The organism is Fuscovulum ytuae, assembly GCF_029953595.1.
GTDB classification, from domain to species: domain Bacteria; phylum Pseudomonadota; class Alphaproteobacteria; order Rhodobacterales; family Rhodobacteraceae; genus Paragemmobacter; species Paragemmobacter ytuae.
The window spans coordinates 794,405-809,749 of record NZ_CP124535.1 but is presented as its reverse complement, the minus strand read 5'-3'; the positions used below and the strand labels follow the sequence as shown (position 1 = coordinate 809,749).

The 15,345-nt window shown below is 62.1% G+C and carries 18 protein-coding genes; 6 read left to right on the top strand and 12 right to left on the bottom strand.

Annotation, left to right across the window (positions count from 1 at the left end; genetic code table 11):
• Position 1 precedes the first annotated feature (1 nt).
• From sufD to iscR, 7 genes are all read right to left on the bottom strand, one after another.
• Positions 2-1,288 (bottom strand): Fe-S cluster assembly protein SufD, encoded by a 1,287-nt coding sequence (gene sufD / locus QF092_RS03995; RefSeq protein ID WP_281467844.1) that lies wholly within the window; start codon positions 1,286-1,288, stop codon positions 2-4.
• On the bottom strand, positions 1,288-2,043 hold the full coding sequence (sufC, locus tag QF092_RS03990) for a Fe-S cluster assembly ATPase SufC (protein ID WP_281467842.1): 756 nt from the start codon (positions 2,041-2,043) through the stop codon (positions 1,288-1,290). The genes sufD and sufC overlap by 1 nt, the downstream gene beginning before the upstream one ends.
• Positions 2,044-2,148: 105 nt before the next feature.
• Entirely contained in the window at positions 2,149-2,397 is a 249-nt protein-coding gene (locus QF092_RS03985) for a hypothetical protein (protein WP_281467840.1), read from the bottom strand.
• 104 nt (positions 2,398-2,501) lie between these two features.
• Positions 2,502-2,813, bottom strand: coding sequence for a YbjQ family protein (locus tag QF092_RS03980; protein WP_281467839.1), 312 nt, complete (start codon positions 2,811-2,813; stop codon positions 2,502-2,504).
• Between the two features lie 38 nt (positions 2,814-2,851).
• A complete protein-coding gene (sufB, locus tag QF092_RS03975; protein ID WP_281467837.1) occupies positions 2,852-4,369 on the bottom strand; it encodes a Fe-S cluster assembly protein SufB in 1,518 nt (505 codons plus the stop codon).
• A 43-nt stretch (positions 4,370-4,412) separates the two neighbouring features.
• On the bottom strand, positions 4,413-5,444 hold the full coding sequence (locus QF092_RS03970) for a cysteine desulfurase family protein (protein WP_281467835.1): 1,032 nt from the start codon (positions 5,442-5,444) through the stop codon (positions 4,413-4,415).
• A gap of 62 nt (positions 5,445-5,506) precedes the next feature.
• The gene (iscR, locus tag QF092_RS03965; RefSeq protein ID WP_281467834.1) at positions 5,507-5,971 is read right to left on the bottom strand and encodes a Fe-S cluster assembly transcriptional regulator IscR; all 465 of its coding nucleotides are present in this window, start codon (positions 5,969-5,971) and stop codon (positions 5,507-5,509) included.
• 155 nt (positions 5,972-6,126) lie between these two features.
• Between iscR and QF092_RS03960 the strand changes: the two genes are divergently transcribed.
• The 3 genes from QF092_RS03960 to QF092_RS03950 are packed head-to-tail and all read left to right on the top strand — an operon-like array spanning position 6,127 to position 7,639.
• Entirely contained in the window at positions 6,127-6,786 is a 660-nt protein-coding gene (locus QF092_RS03960; RefSeq protein ID WP_281467832.1) for an alpha/beta hydrolase, read from the top strand.
• Positions 6,786-7,049: a hypothetical protein gene (locus QF092_RS03955; protein ID WP_281467830.1), complete on the top strand. Its 264-nt coding sequence runs from the start codon at positions 6,786-6,788 to the stop codon at positions 7,047-7,049. Before QF092_RS03960 ends, QF092_RS03955 begins: the two co-directional genes overlap by 1 nt.
• Positions 7,049-7,639, top strand: a complete 591-nt coding sequence (locus QF092_RS03950) for an HD domain-containing protein (protein WP_281467828.1) — start codon at positions 7,049-7,051, stop codon at positions 7,637-7,639. The genes QF092_RS03955 and QF092_RS03950 overlap by 1 nt, the downstream gene beginning before the upstream one ends.
• Here the strand turns inward: QF092_RS03950 and QF092_RS03945 are convergent.
• On the bottom strand, positions 7,636-8,772 hold the full coding sequence (locus QF092_RS03945; RefSeq protein WP_281467826.1) for a DUF2235 domain-containing protein: 1,137 nt from the start codon (positions 8,770-8,772) through the stop codon (positions 7,636-7,638). The two genes, QF092_RS03950 and QF092_RS03945, sit on opposite strands and share 4 nt — an antisense overlap.
• 172 nt (positions 8,773-8,944) lie before the next feature.
• On the opposite strand from QF092_RS03945, the gene QF092_RS03940 reads away from it, so the two are divergent.
• The gene (locus tag QF092_RS03940) at positions 8,945-10,159 is read left to right on the top strand and encodes an NADP-dependent isocitrate dehydrogenase (RefSeq protein ID WP_281467824.1); all 1,215 of its coding nucleotides are present in this window, start codon (positions 8,945-8,947) and stop codon (positions 10,157-10,159) included.
• A gap of 100 nt (positions 10,160-10,259) precedes the next feature.
• On the opposite strand, the gene QF092_RS03935 is transcribed toward QF092_RS03940, so the two are convergent.
• Complete coding sequence (locus QF092_RS03935) at positions 10,260-10,496, bottom strand: hypothetical protein (RefSeq protein WP_281467822.1); 237 nt, start codon at positions 10,494-10,496, stop codon at positions 10,260-10,262.
• A gap of 174 nt (positions 10,497-10,670) precedes the next feature.
• The gene (locus tag QF092_RS03930) at positions 10,671-10,877 is read right to left on the bottom strand and encodes a hypothetical protein (RefSeq protein ID WP_281467820.1); all 207 of its coding nucleotides are present in this window, start codon (positions 10,875-10,877) and stop codon (positions 10,671-10,673) included.
• A 57-nt stretch (positions 10,878-10,934) separates the two neighbouring features.
• Between QF092_RS03930 and QF092_RS03925 the strand changes: the two genes are divergently transcribed.
• The gene (locus tag QF092_RS03925) at positions 10,935-11,537 is read left to right on the top strand and encodes a YitT family protein (RefSeq protein ID WP_281467818.1); all 603 of its coding nucleotides are present in this window, start codon (positions 10,935-10,937) and stop codon (positions 11,535-11,537) included.
• Between the two features lie 72 nt (positions 11,538-11,609).
• A complete protein-coding gene (gene typA / locus QF092_RS03920; RefSeq protein ID WP_281467816.1) occupies positions 11,610-13,427 on the top strand; it encodes a translational GTPase TypA in 1,818 nt (605 codons plus the stop codon).
• Position 13,428: 1 nt separating this feature from the next.
• On the opposite strand, the gene QF092_RS03915 is transcribed toward typA, so the two are convergent.
• Both QF092_RS03915 and QF092_RS03910 read right to left on the bottom strand, forming a co-directional pair.
• Positions 13,429-14,295, bottom strand: a complete 867-nt coding sequence (locus tag QF092_RS03915) for a LysR family transcriptional regulator (RefSeq protein WP_281467814.1) — start codon at positions 14,293-14,295, stop codon at positions 13,429-13,431.
• A 146-nt stretch (positions 14,296-14,441) separates the two neighbouring features.
• A complete protein-coding gene (locus tag QF092_RS03910) occupies positions 14,442-15,236 on the bottom strand; it encodes a class II glutamine amidotransferase (protein ID WP_281467812.1) in 795 nt (264 codons plus the stop codon).
• Positions 15,237-15,345 lie beyond the last annotated feature (109 nt).

The following is a 15,345-nucleotide window of genomic DNA, read 5'->3' as shown; positions in this document are numbered from 1 at the left end:
CCTAGTGTTCGTGGCGCGCCAGCCACCCCTCCAGCCGCGACCGGATATCCTCGGCAATCGCCTCATCCTCGATCTCGGCAATCGCCTCGGCAAGGAAGGCCAGCACCAGCAGGGATTGGGCCACCCGTTCCGGCACCCCACGCGACCGCAGATAGAAAAGCGCGGTTTCGTCAATGGCGCCGCTGGTGGACCCGTGGCTGCATTTCACGTCATCGGCATAGATTTCCAGTTCCGGCTTGGCCAGAAACTGGCTGTCCTCGTCCAGAAGCAGCGATTGCGAAATCTGATAGCCATCCGTCTTCTGCGCGCCGGGCTTCACAAGGATCTTGCCTTGGAACACGCCCACCGCGCCGTTCTTCAAGACCTTCTTGAACACCTGACGGCTTTCGCAGCGTTCCGCCGCATGGGTCACGAAGACCGTGTCATCATGGTGGAAGGCCCCATCGCCGACGGCTGCGCCCGCGACATGGGCCACGGCCTCATCCCCTGCCAGTTCGATCACCGCCTCATTGCGGGTCAGAACGCCATTCGCCGTCAGGGTAAAGGATTTGAACACAGCCCCTGCCCCAAGCCGCGCAAAGATATGCGTCACCGCCCGGCGTTCATGGTCACGCCCCTGTGCGCGCACATGGTGGAACCGGCCGCCATCGGCCACCTCCACCTCCATCACCTTGGAAAAGCGCGCCGCTGCCGGGCCGTTCTCCAGAATGGTGATTTCGGCCCCGGACTCCACCTTCACGCAATGATGCAGGATCGCATCCGAAACCTCTGATTCATGGACATAAATCAAAGAAACCGGCCTTGCCGCCTGCCCGGTGACCCGGATCAGAAGCCCATCCGTCGCAAAAGCGGAATTCAGCGCCGCTAAGGGCCGCTGCACCGGCATCTGCCCCCGCGCCTCCAGAACGCCATAGACATCGCGCGCCCAATGGATATGGGCGCCCCCGGCGCGGGAAAGACGCTCGATCTCTACCCCGGCCAGTTTCAGATCATCTGACGCCGCTTCATCGAAGACGCCATCACGAAAGACGATCTTTACCCGGTCGATCCCGCCGAAAATCGGGCTTTCATCGCTGGCATCGAACACCTTCGCCGCCGGGGCCTCCACCGCTGTCAGGCTGCTGGGGTCTGTATAGCGCCAATATTCATCCCGCCGAACGGGCAGACCCATCGCCGACAGGCGCGCCAAAGCCTCGCCCCGTGCAGCCCCAAGCCATCCGTCGCGCGCAAAGGACAGCCCCGCGATCCTCGCGGCAAGCGCGTCCTGCTTTGCCTGCGGCAGCGCCATCACTGCACCTCCGCCAGAATGTCGGCATAGCCGTTATGCTCCACCTCCAGCGCCAGTTCCGGCCCGCCCGTCTTGATGATCCGGCCAGCCGCCATGATGTGCACCACATCGGGTTTGATATGGTCCAGCAGACGCTGATAATGGGTGATCACCAAGAACGCCCGCCCCTCGTCGCGCAGGGCATTCACCCCGTCAGAGACCAGTTTCATCGCGTCCACGTCAAGGCCGGAATCCGTCTCGTCCAGAATGCACATCTTGGGTTCCAGCATGGCCATCTGGAGAATTTCGTTGCGCTTCTTTTCGCCGCCCGAAAAGCCCACATTGACGGGCCGTTTCAGCATTTCGGCATCAATCTTCAACTTCTTCGCCTTTTCGCGCACGACTTTCAGGAAATCGCCCGCGCTCATTTCCTCTTCGCCACGCGCCTTTCGCTGCGCATTCACTGCCGTGCGCAGAAAGGTCATGTTGCCCACGCCAGGAATTTCCACCGGATATTGGAAGGCAAGGAACAGCCCCGATGCCGCCCGCTCTTCGGGTTCCATCTCCAGCAGTTCCTCGCCCTCAAGCGTGGCGCTGCCTTCGGTCACCTCATAGCCTTCGCGGCCTGCCAGCACATAGGACAGGGTCGACTTGCCCGATCCGTTCGGCCCCATGATGGCATGCACCTCGCCGGCCTTTACCGTCAGGTCGACGCCCTTGAGGATCTGCTTATCCTCTTCCTCAAGCTTCACATGCAGGTTCTTGATCTCAAGCATCGCAGGCCCCGTTCTAAATGCCAAAGGGGGCCGTCGCCGCGCGACGCCCCCGGTTGTTGTCTGGCCGCCCAAGCGGCCCGTGTTGATGAACGGGCGCGTGGCCCGTCAGAAAAGATTGACCGACGCCATGGTCACGACAAAGACGCCCGCCCCGCAGGTCACCAAGGCCAAAAACATCGGCAAAAACCGCGATTTGCGCGGCTTCTTGCGAAACGCGCCCGGCGGCAGGGCCAGCGCCTCTTCGTTGCCCACAAACAGCGTCCGGTTGGTATGCAACCCGCCCGCCTGAATACGCGCCACGCGATTGGCGAAATCCGCTTTGGGATCGAAAGACAGCATTTGGTCGAGGGCCATGAAATTCACCAGCATAGGTTGCACATGGCGTGCACCCTGCCCGCGAACCTTGTCCGCAGTTGGAAAAGATCATGGCATTCCCAAGCATTGCGTCAAACCGCCCGTCAGCCCAACCGTACAGCCGTGCCGCTGGCCGACACCATCAGCATCTGGCCGATCACTTCGTAATCCAGATCGACCCCGACCACCGCATTGGCCCCCTTGGCCCGCGCGGCCTCTTGCATCTCATGCAGCGCGGTTTCGCGCGCATCGGCCAGCTTTGCCTCATAGGCACCTGACCGACCCCCGATGATATCGGTGATCCCGGCAAACAGGTCGCGCACGATATTGGCCCCCATGATCGCCTCGCCCGTCACGATGCCAAGGTAATCCGCGATCTGATAGCCTTCCACCGAAGGCGTGGTCGTCACGATCATCCGTCACTCTCCCGACAAAAATCTTCGAAGATTTTTGACTACCCCACCGACCCTTCAAGGCTGATCGCCACAAGGCTCTGGGCTTCCAGCGCAAACTCCATCGGCAGTGCCTGAAGCACCTCTTTGCAGAAGCCGTTCACCACCAGCGCGACCGCCTCTTCCTCATCCATCCCGCGCGACCGGCAATAGAACAGCTGGTCTTCGTCCACCTTGGACGTGGTCGCCTCATGCTCCACGCGCGACGAGTTGTTCTTCACCTCAATGTAAGGCACCGTATGCGCCCCGCATTTGTCGCCGATCAGCAGGCTGTCGCATTGCGTATAGTTGCGCGAATTCGTGGCCTTCGGGTGCATGCTGACAAGCCCCCGATAGGTATTCTGCGCCCGACCCGCCGAAATCCCCTTGGAGACGATCCGCGATTTCGTGTTCTTGCCCAGATGCACCATCTTGGTGCCGGTATCCGCCTGCTGGGCATTGTTGGCGATGGCGATGGAGTAGAACTCGCCTTGGCTGTCATCGCCGCGCAGGATGCAGGACGGGTATTTCCATGTGATCGCCGACCCCGTTTCAACTTGGGTCCACATCACCTTGGACCGTGCCCCCCGGCAATCGGCCCGCTTGGTGACAAAGTTGTAGATGCCACCCCGGCCTTCCTCATCGCCGGGATACCAGTTCTGCACGGTCGAATATTTCACCTCGGCATCCTCAAGGATGACAATCTCAACCACCGCCGCATGCAGCTGGTGGGTGTCCCGCTTCGGCGCGGTGCAGCCCTCCAGATATGAGACGTAAGATCCTTTTTCGGCAACGATCAGCGTCCGCTCGAACTGCCCCGTATTCTCGGCATTGATGCGGAAATAGGTGCTCAGCTCCATCGGGCAGCGCACACCTTCGGGGATATAGACGAAGGACCCGTCCGAAAATACGGCGCTGTTCAAAGTGGCAAAGAAATTGTCCGATTGCGGCACAACCGACCCCAGATATTTCTTCACCAGCTCCGGATGCTCACGCACCGCCTCGCTGATCGAACAAAAGATCACGCCCGCCTTGGCCAGTTCCGCCTTGAAAGTGGTGCCCACGGACACGGAATCGAACACCGCATCCACCGCGACTTTCCGCTCGCCCTCGGGTGCCTCGACCCCTGCCAGCAGCGCCTGCTCCTTCAAAGGGATGCCCAGCTTGGCATAGGTCGCCAAAAGCTTCGGGTCCACCTCATCCAGCGACTTCGGCTTGACGGCCATGCTCTTGGGTTTGGCGTAGTAATACTGGTCCTGATAGTCGATTTCCGGGTAATTCAGCATCGCCCAGCGGGGCTCTTCCATCTTCACCCAGCGCCGATAGGCCGCAAGACGCCAGTCCAGCATCCATTCGGGTTCGCCGTTCTTTTCGGAAATCAGCCGGACGATATCCTCCGACAGGCCTTTCGGCGCATATTCCGTCTCGATCTCGGTTTCCCAGCCGTATTTGTATTTCCCGGCCATGGCCTGCACGGTTTCGATCGTCTCACGATCGACGCCATCGCGGATGCTTGCGTCCTTCAGTGCGGCTTCGGTCATCGGTCCATCTCCACGGCGGGGCAAGCGCCCCGGTCTTTCCACGTCATGCAGCCCGGCTCAGGGCCTTGCGATACTGCGCCGACCAAACATCGGCAAAGCGCAGCACCTCTTCTTTCGTCACACCCGGCCCCAGCGATACGCGGATCGCCTGTGCCGCCTGCGCCTCGTCATGGCCCATCGCCAGCAACACGCGGCTTGGCCGCACCTTGCCCGACGAACAGGCCGATCCCGCCGAAATGGCGTAACCGGCAAGGTCCATCGCCATCACCTGCGTCTCGCCCTTCCAGCCGGGCGCGATCAGGCACAGCGTGTTGGGCAGCCGAGGCATATCATTCCCGACGGAAATAGTATTGTTTGCCACCGAGGACAATGCGCTTTCTAGAATATTTCTAAGTTCGGCCACCTCGTCCCAGACCCCATCGGCCAGATCGCGCGCCGCCGCCTCGGCCGCCGCGCCCATACCGGCGATGCCGATGATATTCTCGGTCCCGGCCCGCCGCCCCATCTCTTGCCCGCCCCCGGTCAGCGCGGGGGTCACCTCCACCCCATCCCGCAAGATCAACGCGCCAATCCCCTTTGGCCCGCCGAACTTATGGGCCGACACCACCGCCATCTCCGCCCCGCTCCAGGCAAAGGAAAACGGCACCTTCCCCACCGCCTGCACGATATCCAGCATCAGGGGCGCGCCATCCTCGCGCGCAGACGGCTCGGCAATCACCCCTGTCTCATTATTGGCATAACCCCAGCCTATGGCCCGGCTGCCCTCCCCATCGCGCCGCTGCGACCAAAGGCAATCATGCGCCGTAGGGTCAACCTCCACCCGCGCCACCGGCAACCGGCCCAGCACCGCCGCCGCTTCTGTTGCCCCAGAGGTGAACACCACTTCCGCTGGCTTGCAGCCAACCGCCGCCGCCACCTGCGCCCGTGCGCGCTCCACCAGCGCCCGCGCCGCGCGCCCTTCGGCATGCACCGATGACGGGTTCCCCACCACATCCATCGCGGCAATCATGGCCGCCCGCGCCTCGCCCCGCAAAGGCGCCGTCGCGTTCCAGTCCAGATAGACCCTAGACCCCATGGTTCACCTTGGCCCAAATACTTAATTCCGACGACCGCCCCGGCGGAACGCCACAGGACTGGTCACGCATCTTCATCCACCACCCGGAACAGCGCAGGCACCGCGGGGCAAGGCGTCATCTGGTTGCGGATCACATCCGAAAGCCGGGTTTGGTGCAAAAACACATAGACATGCGCGCTCAACCCCTCCCACAGCCGATTGGTCAGGCTCTGCGCCTTGGTCCCCGACAGCCCGCCGGACACGCCCGCCCCCGTATGCAGCGCATCGACCGTCTCTTCCACCGCCTCCAGAACATCCGACACGCGGATCGCATCGGGGCTGCGCGCAAGCCGATAGCCGCCCCCCGGTCCCCGCACCGCCTCCACAAGCCCTGCGCGGCGCAGCTTGACAAACAACTGCTCCAGATAGGGCAAGCTGATATCCTGCCGCTTCGCCACCTCGGCCAGCGACACCAGATCATCGCCTTTCGCCAGCGCCAAATCGGCCAGCGCCACCATCGCATAACGCCCCTTGGTCGAGAGTTTCATGGCGACACCCCTCCAAAAACATTGACGCGGGGTTTTCGGCCCATTACCTCCAGACCGACCCCGAACCGCGCCCTGAGGGCCGCGCTTTGGAATGGTTCTAAATTGTCCGAGCGAAGCCGTCAACAATCGCTCAAGGAAAGACAGGCGCGACACGCATGCCCGAAGTGATTTTCGCAGGCCCCGAAGGCCGTCTCGAAGGCCGTTACCATCCCCAGAAAGACCGTGACGCGCCCATAGCCATCGTGCTGCATCCGCATCCGCAATATGGCGGCACGATGAACAACAAGGTCGTCTATAACCTGCATTACGCCTTCTACAATCTGGGCTTCACGGTCCTGCGCTTCAACTTCCGGGGCGTGGGCCGCAGCCAGGGCGAATATGACCAAGGCATCGGCGAACTTTCCGATGCGGCCTCGGCGCTGGATTACCTGCAATCGATGAACCAGAACGCGAAACATTGCTGGGTCGCGGGCTTTTCCTTCGGTGCATGGATCGGGATGCAGCTTCTGATGCGCCGCCCGGAAATCACAGGCTTCATCTCGGTCGCGCCACCCGCGAACCTTTACGACTTCTCCTTCCTCGCCCCCTGCCCCTCCTCGGGCCTGATCATCAACGGCTCTGCCGACCGTGTCGCCCCGCCCAAGGACACCAAGCAATTGGTGAACAAATTGCACGAACAAAAGGGCATCACGATCACCCACAAGGAAATCGAAGGCGCGGATCACTTCTTCAAGGATGAAGAGGCGCATATGAAACCGATGATCGACACGGTCAGCGAATATGTCCGCCGCCGCCTGACCGAAGGCTCTCGCTGATGCGCGTGATCGAGGAACTTGCCGATGCGCTCGCCAAGGATGTCCTTGAGGCGCAGGGTGAACTTGGTGATGATCGGTTTTACGAAAAGATGTCCAAGGTGCTGGGTGAATTGTCGCCCACCACGCAAGAGGCCTTCATGACCGCTGTCCGCGTTCGGCTGGCCGAAAAGCGCGGGCGCGATTTCCTTGCCCGCTCGCTGGCCGCCAAACGGTCTGGCACCGCCGCGCCCGCCGCCCCACGCGGGGCCGATAGCGGCCATTGATGACGCCCGACGACCGCCTCGCCGCGCAATTCGCCTTTCTGAACGAGGCGGACCGCCTGAAGTCCGTCCTCCGCGCCACCACGCTTTGCGATGGCTCACGCCGCGAAAATTCCGGCGAACACAGCTGGCACCTTGCGCTCTATGCCCTGACCCTCGCCGATCAGGCCGAACCGGGGGTCGATATCACCCGCGTCATCCAGATGCTCCTGCTCCACGACCTTGTGGAAATTGACGTGGGCGATGTCCCCATTCATTCCGCCAATGGCAAAGCCCATGCCTCGACCGAGACGCAAGAGGCCGAACAGCGCGCCGCCGACCGCATCTTCGGCCTGCTGCCGCCCGACCTCGCCACCCGGTTCCGCGCCCTCTGGGATGAATTCGAGGCCGCCGAAACACCCGATGCCCGTTTCGCCAAAAGCCTCGACCGCGTGCAGCCCGTCATGGCCAATCTGCAATCGGGCGGTGGGACATGGATCACCTATAACGTGACGCTGGATCAGCTCGATACCCGCGTCGGGTCCAAAGTCGCGCGCGGTGCCCCTGCCCTTTGGGATTGGGTCCGCGCCAAGGTCGCCCCCTTTTTCGCCTAACCCCACTCCTCCGGCATCACAGCAGGGTCCAAGCGTGGCCCAAAGGGGCGCAGCGGCACAGGGCGATAGCCGTGCAACCGCCACCTTTCACGCGCCAGATCAGAAATAGCGCTCAGCGAGGGCGGCGGTGCCCGATCCGCCGCATTCCGCGACAGCATCCGCGCCACCGGGCTGTGTGACGGCGGGTGATTGTCCAAAGGCGCATCGATCTGCACCCCCGCCTGAGCCGCTGCCTTCATTGCAGGCGAAACCTGCATCCCCGCCGCCTCGGCCCCCTCCACGATCCACAACAGCGCCGCATTCGACAGGCCCCGGATCGGCCCGCCGCCGCCCACGCCGCCATGCGTGCCCGGAAACCATTCCTGCCGATAGGGCCGCTCCCCCTCGCCCGCATTCAGATCGGTCAGGTTCTCCCATAGCGTCGGGGGAAAGGTCTTGCGCCGCTCGTCAATCGCCACGGCATGACGCGCCGCTTTCACCATGCTCGACAGCCGCAAGTCGTGGAATTTGTATTTCCCGTTGAAAAATCCCGCCAAGCCCGCGAACTGGTCCGGCACACCCAGCGCCCCCACCGTGTCCCACACCCCCAGATAATCCACCGCCAGCATCGCCACCGGGCCGGGCCGGACCATTCGGTCCGTCTCGCTGGTGGCCAGCATCGGCGAATAGGCGGCGCGAAATCGCAAAGGATCAGGCGCATCCGGGTGCGATCCTGGCGCACGGCGGCGATAGCGCTCCATCGCCTCGCCGATCCGGCCCTTCGTCGCCTCCACAGGCAACCCGCAGGTCCGCAACAGCCCCGCCAGCGACCGCGCCATATAGGCCCCGCGCGAAAAGCCGAACAGAAACAGCCGATCCCCCGGCCGATACTCTTCCGCCACCTCGCGATAGGCCGCCTCCAGCCGCGCGTTCAGACCCCAGCCGAAGGCACCCCCCGTCACCCGATCCACTGCCGTCTCGATGATCCCGGCCTTTTCCCGCCGCGTCCCGACCCCCGGCAAATAGATCGCCCGCTGCACCACCCCGTCCGTTGTCACGGGCGGCACGTTCTTCGACAGGATCGCGACATTCGTGGGCTCTGCCGCGTCCAGATGGTTCCAGGTCCCATCACAAAAAATCGCAATATGCTTCATTACCAACCCTTCAACACCCTCTCCTGAACGATCAACCGCAGGGAGAGTTCCGTCAACCCTCGCTTCCGGCCCGCGACATTTCGGTATGCCGTTGCATACAAATCTTCCCAAAGCCCGCGTTTTGCTCTATGCACCGCCGCAGCCGAATCCATTTTCCGAAAGGGCCAAGGGCATGACCAAGATCAAGGTGGCAAACCCCGTCGTCGAACTCGACGGCGACGAGATGACCCGGATCATCTGGGACTTCATCAAGAAAAAGCTGATCCTGCCCTATCTGGATGTCGATCTGCACTATTACGATCTGGGGATCGAAGAGCGCGACCGCACCAATGACCAGATCACCATCGACGCGGCTCACGCGATCCAAAAACACGGCGTCGGCGTGAAATGCGCCACCATCACCCCCGATGAACAGCGGGTGGAGGAGTTCGGGCTCAAGCAGATGTGGAAATCCCCCAACGGGACCATCCGCAACATCCTTGGCGGTGTGATCTTCCGCGAACCGATCATCTGCAAGAACGTTCCCCGCCTTGTCCCCGGCTGGACCCAGCCCATCGTCGTGGGCCGCCACGCCTTTGGCGACCAGTATCGCGCGACCGATTTCCGCTTCCCCGGCAAGGGCAAGCTCACGCTGAAATTCGTGGGCGACGACGGCGAGGTGATTGAGCGTGAAGTGTTCAACGCCCCCGGCTCTGGCGTCGTGATGGGGATGTATAACCTCGACGAGTCGATCATCGACTTCGCCCGGTCCTCCATGAACTACGGCCTCATGAAGGGCTGGCCTGTCTACCTCTCCACCAAGAACACGATCCTCAAGGCCTATGACGGTCGCTTCAAGGACCTCTTCGCCAAGGTCTATGCCGAAGAGTTCGAAGACAAGTTCAAGGCGGCAGGCATCCATTACGAACACCGCCTGATCGACGACATGGTGGCCTCGGCGCTGAAATGGTCGGGCGGCTATGTCTGGGCCTGCAAAAACTATGATGGCGACGTGCAATCCGACACCGTGGCGCAGGGCTTCGGCTCGCTGGGTCTCATGACCTCGGTCCTCATGACCCCCGATGGCAAGATCGTCGAGGCCGAGGCCGCCCACGGCACCGTCACCCGCCACTACCGCGAACACCAGAAGGGCAAGCAGACCTCGACCAACTCCATCGCGTCGATCTACGCTTGGACGGGCGGCCTGAAGCACCGCGCCAAGCTGGATGGCAATGACGCCCTGATGACCTTTGCCACCACGCTGGAACGGGTGACGGTGCAGACGGTCGAAGATGGCTGGATGACCAAGGACCTCGCCCTCCTTGTCGGCCCCGATCAGAAATGGCTCACCACGATGGGCTATCTGGAAAAGGTGGACGAATATCTGAACAAGGCGCTGGCGGGTTAACGCACCGCACGCTCTGTGCCCACAGTTTGCTGCACAGTTTGCGGCACAAAACAGGGCACAAAAGATACGGGGCCGGATCGCAGGATCCGGCCCTTTTTCATCACCACCGCAGCGGGATCATCGGTGCTTCCGGCAAGGGGCTGCCCCGGGGTGGCAACCCGATATCGCGCCGCAGATGATCGCTCAGCCGGTCGGTCGCATCGGCCTCGACGGGGGCAAAAACCGCCCCGATCAGCGACCGCAGCGCCACCGCCATGACGCGGCCAGCGCCATGTTCGGCGATGGCCTGATGGATGGAATGGGGCATCGCCTGCCCCTTGGTCAGTGTCTGGTCCATGTCCTGTCCCGGCCCCTGCCGCGCAGGGAATCCGGCTCCTGTTGAAGGTTGGGTTGGGGCGGGATGCGGGCGCGTGCGACCGGGTTCAGACCCGGTGAAAACGGCCAATCATCCTGCGATGTCAGAGGGTTGTCGCGCCTTCTTCAGGCAAGGCGCAATATGGGCGAAAGGACGCTAGCCGCGCCCATAGCGGGCAAAGCCCCGCAGCCCGAAGATCCCGCCACGCCGTGACGATCCAGCAATGTTCACCATCACGCCCTCCATCTTTTGCGTTGCGGATAGGTGTCGGTACCCCGACTCAGCCGCCTCTGGCAATCCCCCCATGCCCCCGATCCGCCCGCGCTGATGCACCCCCGCCACAGCCTGTGCATAGGTCAGCATGCTTGACCCTATAAAGGTCACATGCTATGACCCATTCACCCCACCCGAAGGTGCCCCATGACCGACCCCAGCCGCCATTCCGTCTTTGAGGACATCCAAGGCATCGCCTTCGGCATCATCATGGCCGCCCTCGGCATCCACATCCTCACCCATATGGGCTTCGCCACAGGCCAGACGACAGGCCTTGCCGTCTTGATAGCTTACACAGGCAACCTTCCGTTTTCCTTGATCTATTTTGCGATCAACCTGCCCTTTCTCGGCTTGGGCTGGTGGTATCTTGGCCGCCGCTTCGCGCTGAAAACCCTGATCTCTACCGCCGCGCTTTCCATCCTGATCGACATCCTGCCGCGCTGGATGATCCTTGGCCCGATGGCCCCCGCCTTCGCCGCACTTCTCTTTGGCATCCTCTTCGGCATCGCCGCCCTCGCCGTCGTCCGCCATGGCGGCAGCTTCGGCGGCTTCGCCATCCCCGCTCTGATCCTGCAAGACCGCCTCGGCATCCGCGCGGGATACACGCAACTGGCTGTTGATATTGTTATTTTTTCCGCCGCCGCCCTGATCCTGCCGACCGAAACCCTGCTTTGGTCCTTCCTTGGCGCAGCCACCTACTCCCTCTTCCTAGCCATCAACCACCGTCGCGACCGCTACATCGCCGCCTGACGGCCCTAGCCAACAGCCAACAAACGCTGTAAGGCCCTCGCAACCGCAGAAAACCCGAAAGAGATCTCCCCGATGGAGCTTCGCAACATCGCCATCATCGCGCATGTCGACCATGGCAAAACCACCCTCGTCGACGAGCTGCTGAAACAGTCCGGTTCTTTCCGCGACAATCAGGCCGTGTCCGAAAGGGCCATGGATTCCAATGACATCGAACGCGAACGCGGGATCACGATCCTGGCGAAATGCACCTCGGTGGAACATGGGTCCACCCGCATCAACATCGTCGACACGCCCGGCCACGCCGATTTCGGCGGCGAGGTGGAACGGATTCTGAACATGGTCGATGGCGTGGTCCTGCTGGTCGATGCCGCCGAAGGCCCGATGCCGCAGACAAAATTCGTCACGTCCAAGGCGCTGGCCCTTGGGTTGCGGCCCATTGTCGTGCTGAACAAGGTCGACAAGCCGGATGCCGAGCCCGACCGCGCCCTTAACGAAGTCTTTGATCTGTTCGCCAATCTTGGGGCGGATGACGATCAGCTTGATTTCCCCTATCTCTATGCCTCTGGCCGCGCCGGTTGGGCCGATGACAGCCTCGATGGCCCGCGCAAGGACCTTACGGCGCTGTTTGACCTTATCGTTCGCCATGTGCCGGCACCCAAACAGATCGCGCGCCAGTCCGAACCCTTCTCGATGTTGGCGACCACGCTCTCGGCCGATCCCTTCATCGGCCGCATCCTGACGGGCCGCGTCGAATCCGGTCGCCTAAAGGTTGGTGAAACGTTAAAGGCCCTCGCCCGTACGGGGGACCGGATCGAACAGTTCCGCGTGACCAAGGTTCTGGCCTTCCGCGGCCTGACCCAAACCGCAATCGATGAGGCGGTGGCGGGTGACATCGTCACCCTCGCCGGCATGACCAAGGCCACCGTGGCCGATACCCTCTGCGCGCTTGAGGTGGACACCGCCCTTCCTGCGCAACCCATTGATCCGCCTACGATTACCGTCACCTTCGGCATCAATGACAGCCCGCTTGCAGGGCGCGACGGCACCAAGGTGCAATCCCGCGTCATCCGTGACCGCCTGATGAAAGAGGCCGAAACCAACGTCGCCATCAAGGTCGCCGACACCCCCGGTGGCGAGGCCTTCGAAGTGTCGGGTCGCGGCGAACTTCAGATGGGCGTCTTGATCGAAAACATGCGCCGCGAAGGGTTTGAACTTTCCATTTCCCGCCCCCGCGTGATCTTCAAGGAAGAAAACGGCGTGCGTATGGAACCGGTGGAAGAGGTCATCGTCGATGTTGACGACGAATATTCCGGCGCGGTCATCGACAAACTGACTGGTGAACGCAAAGGCGATCTCGTCGAGATGAAGCCCGCAGGGGCCGGCAAGACGCGGATCATCGCGCATGTCCCTTCGCGCGGGCTGATCGGCTATCACGGCCAGTTCCTGACCGATACGCGCGGCACTGGCGTCCTGAACCGCATCTTCCACGGCTGGGTGCCCCATAAGGGCCCGATCCAGGGCCGCCGCCAAGGTGTTCTGATCTCGATGGAAAACGGCGTTTCTGTCGCCTATGCGCTGTGGAACCTTGAAGATCGCGGCCGCATGTTCATCGGCCCGCAGGAAAACGTCTATGAAGGCATGATCATCGGCGAACACAGCCGGGATAATGATCTTGAGGTGAACCCCCTCAAGGGCAAGAAGCTGACCAACGTCCGCGCCTCTGGCACGGATGAGGCAGTGCGCCTGACCCCCCATATCAAGTTCAGCCTTGAAGAGGCCATCGCCTATATCGACGATGACGAACTTGTTGAAGTCACACCGAAAATCATCCGCCTCCGCAAGCGCGTCCTTGATCCGCATGAACGCAAGCGGCAGGCGAAATCCGCCTGATCTAGGGATGGGTGGCGCGGAACTCGCCGCGCGCCCATTTCAGGAAACCGGCGATCCTTGGGTCAGACCCGGACTGACCCTCGGCCACCGCCCAGATATCGCAAGGCGGGGCCGGTGGACCATCCAAGGGCAACAGCCGCGCGTCATTGGCGGCAAGGTCCTGCGGCAAAAGCGCAATGCCAAGGCCTGCGACACAGGCCTCCATCATCGTCGGTACATTGGGCGACAAGAGCGAGACATTTCCCCCCAATCGCGCCAGCCAACGATAGCTTTCCACATCCGCAAGCGCGCGGGACGCGCGGATAACCCCTTGACCATCAAGCGTTTCCAACCGCCCACGGATACGATGCTGCGCCACATAGGATGGCGCCGCATAAAGCGCCATGTCCAAGGTCCCAAGCAACTGCCCCGTGCTGCGTTCGGGGGCCGTGGCCATGGGGGCCAGCATCACGTCATAAACATCAGGATCAAGGCCATAGACATCGTCATGCACCGAAACCTCGGCTGAACTATCCGCCCGCATCGCCCAGACCGGCAAGGATGGCGCAAGGAACAACCGCGACAGCATCTCGCAACTGGCAATCCGTAAAGGCGGCGGCGCATCGGTCAACCGCGCCTTGACCTTGTCATAAATCGCCGCCATCTCGCGCGCTGCCGCCACCATATCCTGTCCGCGCGCATTCGGGGTCATCCGGCCCATCTCGTCACGCTGAAAGATCGGCTGACCGTTCGCCTCGATCGCGGCCAGTCGGCGCGACATTGTCGATTGGCTGATCCCGGCAAGACGGGCCGCGCCAGACAGGCTCCCCGCATCCGTGATCAACAGAATATCTCTCAGGTCATTCCAATCCGGAAAAGGCACGGCCATGCCCAGAACTCCCCCCGCCTCAAAAATCTTTTGGCACTCGGAACTCTTGGCACCCCTTGCACGACCCAAGAAAAAAAGTGGCGCAAGGCAATGAACCTTAACGCCCCCGAAGGTTCCGTCAACACGCCTTTCGTGGAAATGGTCCGTCAGGCGGCCAGCTTGATCCCCTCTGGCGCAAAGGGACGGATCGTCACCCCTGCCCCGTCAAAGGTGCAGAAGCTGCCCGCCGGCACTTCGATCCAGTCGCCTTCATCCTGTTCCAAGGGTTCAGACACCACCGCCCGTCCCTGCCGCCGATCCGACCAGCGATGATAAAGCGTTGGCGCATGCGCATCCGTCGCATAGCGCACGGCATGCAGCCGCACCCCATCCGACAGCGCTGCCGTCAGCCGCAGATGGGGCAGCGTGCCCTTCTCGCGCGCAAGCGCGATCACCCGCCCCGCCGCCCGTTGCATGGCCCCTTGCGGATCCTCCTCCAGCCCCTCGGCCAGCGCGATCAAAAACAGCGCCTCGCTATCCGTGGCACCCTTGCGGTGGGGGTAAAGATCCTCGCGGATCATCATATCGGCATCCCTGCGAAAGGCATCATAGCCCCCGATCTGCCCATTATGCATGAAACTCCACCGCCCCACCGTGAAGGGATGGCAATTGTTCCGGCTGGTCGCCGTCCCGGTTGACGCGCGCACATGGGCAAGGAAAAGCCCCGATTTGACCTGCGCCGTCAGGCTGCGCAGATTGGGGTCCGACCACGCGGGTAGAACATCACGGTAAAGCCCCGGTTCAGGACGCTCGCCATACCACGCCAAGCCAAAGCCATCGGCATTGATGGCCGTATGACATTGCGTTGCGCAATGGCTTTGATGGATCAGGGAATGGCCGGGGCGGCTCACGATCTCTTCCAAAAAGATCGGCGCCCCCACATAGGCAGCCCAGCGGCACATCAGATGCACCCCCGGAAGGTCAGGAAAAGGAACATGCTCCGCCTCGGATTCTTGTTTTCCGTGACACTAACATGAAAACGGCCCCCGAAGGGGCCATTTTATCAAAGGA

Bases quoted from the DNA above. Each gene is read 5' to 3' on its own strand.
- sufD (WP_281467844.1), bottom strand. From the start codon at position 1,288: ATGGCGCTGCCGCAGGCAAAGCAGGACGCGCTTGCCGCGAGGATCGCG.
- sufC (WP_281467842.1), bottom strand. From the start codon at position 2,043: ATGCTTGAGATCAAGAACCTGCATGTGAAGCTTGAGGAAGAGGATAAG.
- QF092_RS03985 (WP_281467840.1), bottom strand. From the start codon at position 2,397: ATGGCCCTCGACCAAATGCTGTCTTTCGATCCCAAAGCGGATTTCGCC.
- QF092_RS03980 (WP_281467839.1), bottom strand. From the start codon at position 2,813: ATGATCGTGACGACCACGCCTTCGGTGGAAGGCTATCAGATCGCGGAT.
- sufB (WP_281467837.1), bottom strand. From the start codon at position 4,369: ATGACCGAAGCCGCACTGAAGGACGCAAGCATCCGCGATGGCGTCGAT.
- QF092_RS03970 (WP_281467835.1), bottom strand. From the start codon at position 5,444: ATGGGGTCTAGGGTCTATCTGGACTGGAACGCGACGGCGCCTTTGCGG.
- iscR (WP_281467834.1), bottom strand. From the start codon at position 5,971: ATGAAACTCTCGACCAAGGGGCGTTATGCGATGGTGGCGCTGGCCGAT.
- QF092_RS03960 (WP_281467832.1), top strand. From the start codon at position 6,127: ATGCCCGAAGTGATTTTCGCAGGCCCCGAAGGCCGTCTCGAAGGCCGT.
- QF092_RS03955 (WP_281467830.1), top strand. From the start codon at position 6,786: ATGCGCGTGATCGAGGAACTTGCCGATGCGCTCGCCAAGGATGTCCTT.
- QF092_RS03950 (WP_281467828.1), top strand. From the start codon at position 7,049: ATGACGCCCGACGACCGCCTCGCCGCGCAATTCGCCTTTCTGAACGAG.
- QF092_RS03945 (WP_281467826.1), bottom strand. From the start codon at position 8,772: ATGAAGCATATTGCGATTTTTTGTGATGGGACCTGGAACCATCTGGAC.
- QF092_RS03940 (WP_281467824.1), top strand. From the start codon at position 8,945: ATGACCAAGATCAAGGTGGCAAACCCCGTCGTCGAACTCGACGGCGAC.
- QF092_RS03935 (WP_281467822.1), bottom strand. From the start codon at position 10,496: ATGGACCAGACACTGACCAAGGGGCAGGCGATGCCCCATTCCATCCAT.
- QF092_RS03930 (WP_281467820.1), bottom strand. From the start codon at position 10,877: ATGCTGACCTATGCACAGGCTGTGGCGGGGGTGCATCAGCGCGGGCGG.
- QF092_RS03925 (WP_281467818.1), top strand. From the start codon at position 10,935: ATGACCGACCCCAGCCGCCATTCCGTCTTTGAGGACATCCAAGGCATC.
- typA (WP_281467816.1), top strand. From the start codon at position 11,610: ATGGAGCTTCGCAACATCGCCATCATCGCGCATGTCGACCATGGCAAA.
- QF092_RS03915 (WP_281467814.1), bottom strand. From the start codon at position 14,295: ATGGCCGTGCCTTTTCCGGATTGGAATGACCTGAGAGATATTCTGTTG.
- QF092_RS03910 (WP_281467812.1), bottom strand. From the start codon at position 15,236: ATGTGCCGCTGGGCTGCCTATGTGGGGGCGCCGATCTTTTTGGAAGAG.